At 47.4% G+C, this 12,175-nt stretch carries 12 protein-coding genes; all 12 read left to right on the top strand.

The genetic code is table 11. The features are described 5' to 3' along the window. Positions 1-381 precede the first annotated feature (381 nt). The 12 genes from ACTQ50_RS00780 (at position 382) to ACTQ50_RS00725 (ending at position 12,056) form a co-directional block, all read left to right on the top strand. Positions 382-1,329: an L-lactate dehydrogenase gene (locus ACTQ50_RS00780; protein ID WP_441482531.1), complete on the top strand. Its 948-nt coding sequence runs from the start codon at positions 382-384 to the stop codon at positions 1,327-1,329. Positions 1,330-1,544: 215 nt separating this feature from the next. Next, entirely contained in the window at positions 1,545-2,339 is a 795-nt protein-coding gene (locus ACTQ50_RS00775) for a CoB--CoM heterodisulfide reductase iron-sulfur subunit B family protein (RefSeq protein ID WP_441482530.1), read from the top strand. Continuing rightward, positions 2,339-2,740: a 4Fe-4S dicluster domain-containing protein gene (locus tag ACTQ50_RS00770; protein WP_441482529.1), complete on the top strand. Its 402-nt coding sequence runs from the start codon at positions 2,339-2,341 to the stop codon at positions 2,738-2,740. Before ACTQ50_RS00775 ends, ACTQ50_RS00770 begins: the two co-directional genes overlap by 1 nt. A 7-nt stretch (positions 2,741-2,747) precedes the next feature. Then, positions 2,748-4,736: a 4Fe-4S binding protein gene (locus ACTQ50_RS00765; RefSeq protein WP_441482528.1), complete on the top strand. Its 1,989-nt coding sequence runs from the start codon at positions 2,748-2,750 to the stop codon at positions 4,734-4,736. Continuing rightward, positions 4,727-5,170, top strand: a complete 444-nt coding sequence (locus ACTQ50_RS00760) for a hydrogenase iron-sulfur subunit (protein ID WP_117851105.1) — start codon at positions 4,727-4,729, stop codon at positions 5,168-5,170. The genes ACTQ50_RS00765 and ACTQ50_RS00760 overlap by 10 nt, the downstream gene beginning before the upstream one ends. Further along, positions 5,158-6,132 (top strand): 4Fe-4S dicluster domain-containing protein, encoded by a 975-nt coding sequence (locus ACTQ50_RS00755; RefSeq protein WP_441482527.1) that lies wholly within the window; start codon positions 5,158-5,160, stop codon positions 6,130-6,132. Before ACTQ50_RS00760 ends, ACTQ50_RS00755 begins: the two co-directional genes overlap by 13 nt. A 3-nt stretch (positions 6,133-6,135) precedes the next feature. Beyond that, positions 6,136-7,197, top strand: a complete 1,062-nt coding sequence (locus ACTQ50_RS00750; RefSeq protein WP_441482526.1) for a 4Fe-4S dicluster domain-containing protein — start codon at positions 6,136-6,138, stop codon at positions 7,195-7,197. Further along, on the top strand, positions 7,197-8,051 hold the full coding sequence (locus tag ACTQ50_RS00745) for an FAD/NAD(P)-binding protein (protein WP_441482525.1): 855 nt from the start codon (positions 7,197-7,199) through the stop codon (positions 8,049-8,051). Before ACTQ50_RS00750 ends, ACTQ50_RS00745 begins: the two co-directional genes overlap by 1 nt. 172 nt (positions 8,052-8,223) lie before the next feature. Then, positions 8,224-8,898 (top strand): 2Fe-2S iron-sulfur cluster-binding protein, encoded by a 675-nt coding sequence (locus ACTQ50_RS00740; RefSeq protein WP_441482524.1) that lies wholly within the window; start codon positions 8,224-8,226, stop codon positions 8,896-8,898. Between the two features lie 14 nt (positions 8,899-8,912). After that, positions 8,913-10,526, top strand: a complete 1,614-nt coding sequence (locus ACTQ50_RS00735; protein WP_441482523.1) for an FAD-dependent oxidoreductase — start codon at positions 8,913-8,915, stop codon at positions 10,524-10,526. A gap of 118 nt (positions 10,527-10,644) precedes the next feature. Next, positions 10,645-11,487 (top strand): fumarate hydratase, encoded by an 843-nt coding sequence (locus tag ACTQ50_RS00730; protein ID WP_441482522.1) that lies wholly within the window; start codon positions 10,645-10,647, stop codon positions 11,485-11,487. A gap of 2 nt (positions 11,488-11,489) precedes the next feature. Beyond that, positions 11,490-12,056, top strand: a complete 567-nt coding sequence (locus ACTQ50_RS00725; protein ID WP_441482521.1) for a Fe-S-containing hydro-lyase — start codon at positions 11,490-11,492, stop codon at positions 12,054-12,056. Positions 12,057-12,175: the final 119 nt, after the last annotated feature.

Raw genomic sequence — 12,175 nt, 5'->3', positions numbered from 1 at the left:
CCTAAATAATGATAAAAAATTTCAAAAAACAGTTGTTAAAAGATTGTCATTGTGGTATCTTAGAAAAAGCGGAGAAAAACCAATATTTAATGCGGAGACAAAGAGGGAAAAGTCCTTTTGTTGAGAATTGTTTATCAAAAAACATGGCGTGACATGACTTAACCCAGGAAAACAGGAGAAAACCAGCCTGCATTTCTGGTTTAGGCCATGTCATAAGGCAGAAAATAAAGTTTTACCCGCTTTTTTTCCAACTGTGATTGTTAAAAAATAAACAAAAAACAAAGGACAACACACAGGGAAAACCAACGAACCCCACAGAAAAACAATCAAACAGGCGGGAAAGTTGACACAATCCCACAAGCCCCATGAAAGGAGTTCTTTATGAGCAGCAAAATTACCATTATCGGAGCTGGAAGCGTTGGCTCCACAATCGCCTACACACTGGCACACGATGAGATCGCTTCCGAGATTGTTCTGATCGACATCAACAAGGAAAAGGTAGAAGGCGAGGTTATGGACATCGAGCAGGGAACCTGCTTCAGAAGCCCGGTATCTCTGGTAGCCGGAGATTACGCAGATGCCAAAGATTCCGACATCGTAATTATTACTTCCGGAATCGCCCGAAAACCTGGACAGACCCGAATTGAGCTTACTCAGACAAATGTAAACATCCTGAAGAGCATCACTCCTCAGATCGTAAAAGAAGCTCCAAATGCCAAGTACATCATCGTAAGCAATCCAGTTGACATTATGACCTATGTGTTCACCAAGATTTCCGGACTTCCGGAGAATCAGATTATGGGATCCGGAACCATTCTTGATACAGCAAGACTTCGCTACGGACTTTCCGAGCACTTCAAAGTAGCCCAGGGAAATATCCACGCATACGTTTTCGGCGAGCATGGCGACACTTCCTTTATCCCGTGGACAGGCGCTTACATTTCCGGCCTCAGCACAGATGAGTACTATGAGGAAATGAAAGCACATGGCAAGGACGTAAAACCACTTGATAAAGAAGCTATGCTGGAGTATGTGCAGAAATCCGGCGGAAAAGTGATTGCAAAGAAAGGTGCAACCTTCTACGCAGTATCCGCAACTGTTTGCCAGCTGGTAGGCCTGATCCTGGCTGCTTCCGATTCCCTTGCAACTGTATCCTCCATGCTTCACGGGGAGTATGGAATCGAAGATGTGTGCCTGAGCACCCTTACCCTGGTAGGTCCAAATGGAATCCAGGGAAAAGTTCAGATGCGTATGAACAAAGAAGAAATCGAACTTCTTAAGAAGAGTGCCAATGCATTAAAAGAAGTAATTGCACAGATCGAGCTTTAGAAATCTGGTTTTGCAGGCTGTATTTTACAGAAGAAAATTGTTTTCTGATATAGCTGGCAAGACATTAATTTAACCATACCAGCAAGGCCCCGGCTTCTATCGCGGAAAGCGATAAGTCGGGTTCCCCTTTGCAAAGGCAACCCAAATAGCTGCTGTTTACATCAGTGAGTAAAAAATCCCACTTCGTGAACAGTAACAAGAAAGGAACAAGAAGCATGAAGTACAGTTATTATCCAGGATGTACCCTGAAGAATAAGGCAAAAGATCTGGACGCCTATGCCAGAGCTTCTGCGAAAGCACTGGGCTTCGAAATGGAAGAGATAGAAGACTGGCAGTGCTGCGGCGGCGTATATCCCCTTGGCAGCGACGAAATTGCAACCAAGCTTTCTTCCGTCCGTGCTTTAAACGACGCAAAAGAAAAAGGACAGGACCTGATCACTGTCTGTTCAGCCTGTCATCATGTGCTCAAACGTGTGAATGACGACATGAAAAATGTAGAGGACATCCGCACCAGAGCCAACAATTATCTGAAACTGGATGCTCCATATGAAGGAGAGACAAATGTCCTTCATTATCTGGAAGTACTCCGTGACGAAGTAGGATTTGACGAGATCAAAAAGAAAGTGGTAAATCCATTAAAAGGCAAGAAAATCGGCGCTTACTACGGCTGCCTCCTTTTAAGACCAGGAAAGATCATGGCTTTTGACAACCCGGAGAACCCGACCATCATGGAAGACTTCATCCGTGCCCTTGGCGCAGATCCTGTGGTATATCCATACCGCAATGAGTGCTGCGGCGGCTACATTTCCCTGAAAGAAAAAGAAATGGCACAGAATATGTGCGAAAAGATCATGGACAGTGCAAAAGGCTTTGAAGCCGATATGCTGATCACCGCCTGTCCACTTTGCATGTATAACCTTAGAAAGAACGGAACTGGCGATCTCCCGGTTTACTATTTTACAGAACTTCTTGCAGAAGCTCTGGGAGTAAAAGAGGAGGTGGCGAAGTAATGGCTTATACATATGGAAATACCCAGAATGCAGCAGAGCGTATCAAAGAGATTTCCGGAGTGAATCCCCTGAAATGTATGAAATGCGGTAAATGCTCCGCAACCTGTCCTGCATTCAACGAGATGGATATCAAACCTCACCAGTTTGTAACCTATGTACAAAACGGCGACATCGAAGCCCTGGCACAGTCACAGTCCTTATGGAAATGCCTCTCCTGCTTTGCATGCGTAGAGCGCTGTCCAAGGGATGTAAAACCGGGAAAACTGATCGACGCTGCAAGACAGCTGGTTGTCCGCGAGCGTGGACAGAACTATCTGACCGCAGATGAGATCCCGGCGTTGCTTGATGAAGACACACCACAGCAGCTGCTGGTAAGTGCATTTAGAAGATACAGGAGGTGAGAAACAGGTGCAGAGAATAGGTGTATTCGTATGTCATTGTGGTACAAACATTGCAGCCACAGTTGATGTAAAAAAAGTAGTAGAGATGGCAGCAAAAGAGCCAGGTGTTGTCCATGCAGAAGATTATCAGTACATGTGCTCCGAAGCAGGACAGGCCAAGATCATTAACGCCATCCATGAGAAAAATCTGACAGGAATCGTAGTCTGTTCCTGTTCTCCGCGTATGCATGAGGCTACCTTCCGTAAGGCAGCAGCAAAGGCGGGCTTAAACCCATATATGGTAGAGATTGCCAACATCCGTGAGCATTGCTCCTGGATCCACAAGGATATGGAGGAGGCTACCTTAAAGGCCGTGATCCTTGCAAGAGCCGCAATCGCAAAAGTAAACTTAGACGCACCTCTTCAGCCAGGTGAGAGCCTTGTAACCAAGCGTGCTCTTGTGATCGGCGGAGGTATTGCCGGAATCCAGTCTGCCCTTGACATTGCAGAGGCTGGTTATGAAGTTGATATTGTGGAGAAGCTTCCAAGTATCGGCGGAAGAATGTCCCAGCTTGACAAAACTTTCCCAACTCTGGACTGCTCCGCCTGTATCCTTACACCTAAGATGGTAGAGGCAGCAGCACACGAGAAGATCAATATCTATACATACAGTGAAGTTGAGAAGGTAAGCGGCTTTGTTGGAGATTTCACAGTAGACATCCGCAAGAAAGCAAGAAGCGTAGACATGGACAAATGTACCGGATGTGGTGTCTGCTCATCCAAGTGCCCATCCAAGAAAAATCCAAACGAGTTTAACCGCGGCCTGAACAACAGAAGTGCCATCTACATTCCATTCGCACAGGCTATTCCAAATGTTCCGGTTATCGACCGTGAGAACTGTATCAAGTTCAAAACCGGAAAATGCGGTGCCTGCTCCAAGGTTTGCGCAGCTGGTGCTATCGATTACGACCAGAAGGACGAGATCATTACACAGAAATACGGTGCAATCGTAGTTGCAACCGGTTTCGATGTGATCCCTCTTGATAAATATGACGAGTACGCTTACAGCCAGAGCAAGGACGTGATCACATCCCTGGAACTGGAGCGTATCATGAACGCAGCAGGACCTACAAAAGGCCATCTTGAGAGACTTTCCGATGGAAAAGCCCCGAAGAACATTGTATTCGTACAGTGTGTTGGAAGCCGCTGCTCCGATGAAAGAGGAAAGAGCTACTGCTCCAAGATCTGCTGTATGTACACTGCAAAACACGCTATGCTGATCCGTGACAAATACCCGGATACCAACGTTACCGTCTTCTACATTGACGTTCGTACCCCAGGTAAAAACTTCGATGAGTTCTACAGAAGAGCCGTTGAGGATTATGGCGTAAACTACATCAAAGGCCAGGTTGGAAAGGTTATCCCACAGCCAGACGGAACTCTTATGGTTCAGGCTTCTGACCTTCTGGAAAACAAGCAGATCCTTATGGAAGCAGATATGGTAGTCCTTGCAGCTGCCATCGAGCCAAATAAAGATGTAAGAAAAATTGCAACTATGCTTACCGCAAGTATTGATACCAACAACTTCCTTACAGAAGCACATGCAAAGCTTCGTCCGGTAGAGTCCCCTACAGCTGGTATTTTCCTTTCTGGTGTTTGCCAGGGACCAAAAGACATTCCGGAGACAGTTGCACAGGCTGGCGCAGCAGCAGTAAAGGCAATCGGCCTTCTTGCAAAAGACAAGCTGACAACCAACCCGTGTACAGCACATTCCGACGAGCTCCTTTGCAACGGCTGTTCCCAGTGTGCAAATGTGTGCCCATACGGTGCGATCTCCTATGAGGAAAAACAGGTAAATGACCACGGAATCCGTGAGACAAGAAGAATCGCAGTAGTCAACAATGCTCTTTGCCAGGGCTGTGGTGCATGTACCGTAACCTGCCCGTCCGGAGCAATGGATCTGCAGGGATTCTCCAACAGACAGATTTTAGCGGAGGTAGATGCAATATGTCGATAGAAGCAAAAGAAGAATTCAGACCCAAGATCGTGGCATTCTGCTGTAACTGGTGCAGCTACGCAGGTGCAGACCTTGCAGGAAGCAGCCGTCTTTCCTATCCGGCTGATGTAAAGATCATCCGTGTGCCATGCTCCTGCCGTGTAAATCCAATGTTCATCCTCCGTGCTTTTGAGAAAGGCGCTGACGGCGTGATCATGTGCGGCTGCCACCCGGGAGACTGCCATTACACAACTGGAAACTATTACGCAAGAAGACGTATGACCCTTCTTTTCTCCATGCTGGACTTCATCGGTGTGGAAAACGGCCGTACCCGTGTAGAGTGGGTATCTGCCGCAGAAGGTGTAAAATTCTCCCAGACCATGAACGAATTTGTGGAAAAAATCTATTCTCTGGGTAAAAACGTCAGATTGGAGGATTTAAGATGCAGGAACTGATCGCCCGTGCAAAAGAACTGCTGGCTGACGGAACCGTAGCACGTGTTCTTGGCTGGAAAGCCGGAGACCTGCCTTACAATCCGGAAGCAGCATATTTCGAGACCGCCGAAAGCCTGGACGAATTTGTCTACAACGGCTTCTGCGGTGCCAACTTAAGCAAAATGATGATCGAGGCTTCCAAGTTAGAGGGCAAAACACTTGTCTGTCTGAAGCCTTGTGATACCTATAGTTTTAACCAGCTGATCAAAGAACACCGTGTAGACCGTGAAAAGACTTACATTATTGGTGTTGGATGTAAAGGAAAGCTGGATGTGGAAAAACTTCGTAAAATGGGAATCAAGGGAATCCAGAGTATTTCCGGTGCTGAGCTTACTGATGATTGTGAAGAACTTCACATTTCCACCATCTACGGCGATAAGACCGTAGCATACAAAGATGCCATGCTGGAACGCTGCCACGTATGTAAGGGAAAAGAGCACATGATCTACGACGAGATCATTGGCGAATCCAAGGATACCAAAGATGCAGACCGTTTCGCAGAGGTTGAAAAAATCGAGAAAATGAGCCCGGAAGAGCGTTTCGCATTTTTCCAGAAAGAGCTTAGTAAATGTATCCGCTGCAACGCCTGCCGCAATGCCTGCCCTGCATGCAGCTGCCGCAAGTGCGTATTTGACAGCACCAAGTTTGACAGCGCACAGAAGGCAAATGTGGATTCCTTCGAGGAGAAAATGTTTCACATTATCCGTGCCTTCCACGTTGCAGGAAGATGTACAGACTGCGGTGAGTGCAGCCGTGTCTGCCCGCAGGGAATTCCGCTTCACCTGTTTAACCGTAAGTTCATCAAAGATATTGATACTTTCTACGGGGAATATCAGGCTGGCGCAGATGCAGAGTCAAAAGGCCCGCTGACCAGCTTTACATTTGACGATGTAGAGCCAGGCATAGTGGCAGAAAGGGGATAATGTATGTATAAGATTGAGAAAGAAAATCTGGAAGCATTATTCCGGAAGATTGCAGAAAGCCAGGATCTGATCCTTCCAATTAAGAAAGCAGGCCAGACAAACTTTGGCCTCTGGAATGAGAGCGAAGAGGCAGATCTGGATACACTGAAAACCGTAAAATCCGGCAAAGATGCCTTTTTCCCACAGAGCGAGACACTTTACACGGTTGTCCGTGATGGAAAGAAGCTGACTGTAGAGCCAGAAAAACTTAGAAACCGTCCGTTTGTTGTATTTGGCATGAAAGCCTGCGATGTAAAGGGTGTGGCAGTTCTGGACAAGGTTTTCCTTGCAGATCCTGTTGATACCTTCTACGCAGCAAGAAGAGATCATGGAACCATCGTGGCCATGGCTTGTCATGAGCCAGAGGAATCCTGCTTCTGTAAAATATTTGGAACAGACGCAGCAGATCCTTCCGCAGACGCTGACACCAAGGGTGTAGCCGATGTGGCTGCCTGGATGGTGGAGGGAAGCCTTTACTGGAAAGCTCTTACTGAGAAGGGCGAGGCTCTTACAGAAGCCGTAAAAGAACTGCTTACTCCGGCTGACGACGATCAGGCAAAAGTGGATGCTGAAAAAGAAGCGATCAGAAGCATCGTGGAAAAGCTTCCATACACCCATCTTTCCCTGGAAGGCTGGGATGGAAATGCCACAGATGAGAAATTTGGTTCTCCAGTTTGGGAGACCTTATATAAACCATGCCTGGCATGCGGAACCTGTACCTTTGTATGTCCTACCTGCCAGTGTTACGACATCAAGGATTATGACACAGGTCATGGCGTAAAACGTTACCGCTGCTGGGATTCCTGTATGTATTCCGATTTCACAATGATGGCTCACGGAAATAACCGTACCAGCCAGATGCAGAGATTCCGTCAGAGATTTATGCACAAGCTTGTATATTTTCCGGCCAACAATGGCGGCATGTATTCCTGCGTAGGATGCGGCCGCTGCGTGGAAAAATGCCCGTCATCCCTGAACATTGTGAAGGTGATCAAGGCTTTTGAAAACCATGGAGGTGAAAAGTAATGAGCGAGTGTACCTGTCATAAAAATTATACTCTGGATACTCTGATCCCGCAGGTTGGCGTGATCACCGACATTCACGAGGAGACACCGGATGTAAAAACCTTCTGTGTAACAGCACCGGAAGGGGGAAAGCTTTTCGAACACATGCCTGGCCAGTGCGCAATGGTCTGCGCACCAGGTGTAAGCGAAGGTATGTTTTCCATTACTTCTTCTCCTACAAACAAAGAGTACCAGGAGTTCAGTATTAAAAAATGCGGCGAGCTGACTTCTTATCTCCACAGCCTTCAGGTGGGAGATGAGATCACAGTCCGTGGACCATACGGAAACCATTTCCCGGTGGAAGACAAGCTGAAAGGCAAAAATCTTCTGTTTATCGCCGGTGGTATCGGTCTTGCTCCGCTTCGTTCCGTGATCAACTATGTTCTTGATAACCGCGACGACTACGGCACAGTAGACATCCTCTACGGTTCCCGTTCCGCAGATGATCTTGTAAAATTAAAAGAGATCCAGGAAGTTTGGATGAACGCCAAAGACGTAAACGTCTACCTGACCATCGACCGCGAGCAGGAAGGCTGGGACGGCCACGTAGGTTTCGTACCAACCTACTTAAAAGAAATCGGCTTCGACACCAACAAAGTCGCATTAGTCTGCGGCCCGCCAATCATGATCAAATTCGTACTTCAGGGCCTTGAGGAGCTTGGATTTACAAGAACTCAGGTTTATACAACATTGGAGCTTCGTATGAAGTGCGGTATTGGTAAATGCGGAAGATGTAATATTGGATCTAAGTACGTATGTAAAGATGGTCCGGTATTTAGAATGGATGAAATTGACCAGTTACCAGACGAGTATTGATAAGCAATGAGCAGTGCGCAGATATGCTGACATGCAGTTCGTTGTGCTTGCACGTAAGAAATGTATGGCTGCATATCTGCATAGGGCGAATGCCCTCAAGCGAGATGTAACGAAGTGGAATCGAGCCCCCGCACTGCGGAGTAGAATAAGTAGAAGAAAGGAACAACCCAACATGGAAAATATGGTAAACGTATATTTCTTCGGTAAAAAATACACCGTACCAGCTGACCTGACCATCATGACGGCCATGGAATACGCCGGATACACCTTAAAACGCGGCTGCGGCTGCCGCCACGGCTTCTGCGGTGCCTGCGCCACCATCTACAGGATCAAAGGCGACAACGAACTGAAAACCTGTCTCGCCTGTCAGACACAGGTACAGGAAGGCATGTATGTAGCAAGCATCCCGTTCTTCCCAACAGACAAGAGACTCTACAACATCGAAGACCTTCAGCCAAACCAGCAGGTCATGATGGAACTGTACCCGGAAATCTACAGCTGCATCGGCTGCAACGCCTGTACAAAAGCCTGCACACAGGGATTAAACGTTATGCAGTACATTGCATACGCACAGAGAGGCGAGCTTGAGAAATGCGCCGAAGAATCCTTTGACTGCGTAAGCTGCGGCTGCTGCTCCGTAAGATGTCCGGCCGGAATTTCCCACCCGATGGTAGGACTTCTTGCAAGACGTCTCACAGGAAAATACATTGCTCCGAGGAGCGAACACCTTGAAAAACGTGTAGAAGAAATCCACGAAGGCAAATACGACGACCTGATCGAGCAGATCATGCAGAAACCGATCACAGACATGCAGGAACTTTACAACAACAGAGAAATCGAGAAATAAGGAGGGCAAAAAACATGTACGCACCATATCCAGAAAATATGATGGAATCCATCAAAAAGGTAGAGGCTACAAGAGCACAGCGTATGGCAACCGAGCCAAGACGTCTGACTGCTGATGAGAAAGATGCCCTTCTGAAGAAATTCCATCCAGACTATAACCCGGACGCATTTGCCGAGATCAAAGTAGGTCCCAACAAAGGACAGAAAGCACCACTTGAACTGGCTGAAATGCTTCACTCCGAAAGCCGTCTGCTTAACGAAAAAATCGACCTTACCAAGATTGATTATGATGTAGATGTGCTTGTAATCGGCGGCGGCGGTGCAGGTTCCTCCTGTGCCATCGAGGCTCATAATGCAGGTGCAAATGTTATGATCGTAACTAAGCTTCGTATTGGTGATGCCAACACTATGATGGCAGAAGGCGGAATCCAGGCAGCTGACAAAGAAAACGATTCTCCGGTACAGCACTATCTGGACTGCTTCGGCGGCGGACACTTTGCAGCGAAACCAGAGCTGGTAAAAAGACTGGTAATGGAAGCTCCGGATGCCATCAAATGGCTGAACGACCTTGGTGTTGAGTTTGACAAAGAAGACGACGGAACCATGATCACTACACACGGCGGCGGAACTTCCAGAAAGAGAATGCACGCTGCAAAAGATTATTCCGGATCAGAGATCATGCGTACCATCCGTGACGAGGTTTTAAACCTTGGCATTCCGGTAGTAGAATTTACTTCTGCTGTTGAACTTCTGAAGGATGAAAAAGGACAGGTAGCAGGTGCTATTCTTCTGAACATGGAAACTGGCGATTACTCTGTTGCAAGAGCAAAGACAGTTGTCATTGCAACCGGCGGTGCAGGAAGAATGCACTATCAGGGATTCCCTACCTCTAACCACTATGGCGCAACTGCTGACGGACTGGTACTGGGATACAGAGCAGGCGCATCCCTTCTCTATCAGGATTCCATCCAGTATCATCCAACAGGAGCCATCTACCCGTCACAGATCCTTGGCGCGCTGGTAACAGAGAAGGTTCGTTCCGTTGGTGCACAGCTGGTAAATGCAAACGGAGAAGCTTATATCCATCCACTTGAAACCCGTGATGTCAACGCTTCCGGTGTTATCCGCGAGTGTGAGGAAGGCCGCGGCGTAGAAGTTCCTGGCGGACTGAAAGGCGTATGGCTGGATACTCCGATGATCGAGATCCTGGGCGGCGAGGGAACCATCGAGAAGAGAATCCCGGCTATGTTCCGTATGTACATGAACTACGGTGTAGATATGAGAAAAGTCCCGATCGTGATCTACCCGACTCTTCACTACCAGAACGGTGGTCTGGAGATCAACGGAGACGGATTTACAAAAGAAATCCCGAACCTTTTAGTTGCAGGAGAAGCAGCAGGTGGAATCCACGGAAGAAACAGACTGATGGGCAACTCTCTTCTGGACGTGATCGTTTTCGGAAGAAATGCTGGTAAAAAGGCAGCTGCAAAATGCAAAGAGGTAGAGCTTGGAAAAATGAACCTGGATCATATCTACGCATATGAGAAAGAATTAAAAGCGGCAGGTGCAGAAACAGATAAGGTATCCCCATTACTGCTTCCAAACTACGCCCGTCACGAGCAGAGATAATGAAATAACTGCTTCCGGTATCGCCAGGGAATTGCCGGTGCCGGAGGCATTTGCTATAATGAAAAAAGAACATACCGCCTGCAGGCGATATCATTATTAAAGAAGGGAGCTTACCCAAATGCGTGAAGTAGAAGTAAGCAGACTTACAGACGTGATCGAGAAACTCTGTATCGAAGCAAATGAACATCTTCCGGAAGACGTAAAATGCGCCATCAAAACATGCCGCGCATGCGAAGACGGAGAGATTGCCAAGGGCATCCTTGACAACATTATTGAGAATTTTGACATTGCAGATAACGAGAATGTGCCCATCTGCCAGGATACCGGAATGGCATGTGTGTTCCTGGAAATCGGACAGGATGTACACTTTGTCGGCGGAGATCTCACCGATGCCATCAATGAAGGCGTACGCCGCGGATACACAAACGGCTATCTTCGCAAATCTGTAGTCAAAGACCCGGTACGCCGTGGAAACACAGGTGACAATACACCAGCCATGATCTATACAGAGATCGTTCCAGGCGATAAAGTAAAGATTACAGTAGGACCGAAAGGCTTCGGAAGCGAGAATATGAGTATGATCCGTATGTTCAAGCCATCAGCCGGACTTCAGGGAATCAAAGATTTCATCCTGGAAGTAGTAGAAACAGCTGGACCGAACCCATGCCCGCCTATGGTAGTTGGCGTTGGAATCGGCGGAACCTTTGACAAATGTGCCCTTCTTGCCAAGAAAGCACTGATGCGTCCGCTGGATTCCCACAACCCGGATCCATTCTACGCAGACCTGGAAGATGAAATGCTGAAAAAAGTAAACCAGCTTGGAATCGGACCACAGGGCTTTGGCGGAAAGACCACAGCCATCGGCCTGAACATTGAAACAATGCCTACACATATTGCGGGAATGCCATGTGCAGTCAACATCAACTGCCACGTTACCCGTCACAAAACGGAGGTGATCTGATCATGGAAAGAAGACATATTACACTGCCTCTGACAGAAGAACTGGCAAAAACCCTTCACGCAGGAGATCAGGTTCTCCTTACCGGAACCATTTACACATCCCGTGACGCAGGCCACAAGCGTATGTGTGAAGCCCTTGCAAAGGGAGAAAAAATCCCATTTGATCCAACAGATGCAACTATTTATTATGTAGGACCAACTCCTGCAAAACCAGGACAGGTTATCGGTTCCGCAGGCCCGACCACCAGCGGCCGTATGGATGCCTACGCACCAACCATGATGTCCGTAGGAGCCCGCGGCATGATCGGCAAGGGAGCCCGCCTTCCTGAAGTTGTAGAAGCTATGAAAAAATATCACGGTGTTTACTTCGGAGCCATCGGCGGCGCCGGCGCCCTTCTTGCCAAATGCATCAAAAAAGCTGAACTTATCGCTTACGAAGATCTTGGCGCCGAAGCCCTCCGTAAACTTTACGTAGAAGACATGCCACTTGTTGTTATTATCGACAGCGAAGGCAACAACCTCTATGAAGAGGGAAGAAAAGAGTATCTGGAAGCACACAAAGCAGACTGATTGGCGGTTTTGTCTTAGGTATATAAGATATATATACTCCATATATCAAATTAGGTGTTTACAGGATCCAATGTTTATTCTATAATTTGAGGATATGTATGGATAAGAAAGACAAAAGA

Source organism: Blautia sp. Sow4_E7 (genome assembly GCF_052116245.1).
In the GTDB taxonomy this organism is placed as follows: Bacteria; Bacillota; Clostridia; order Lachnospirales; family Lachnospiraceae; genus Blautia_A.
This window is presented reverse-complemented; position numbering and strand designations above follow the sequence as displayed.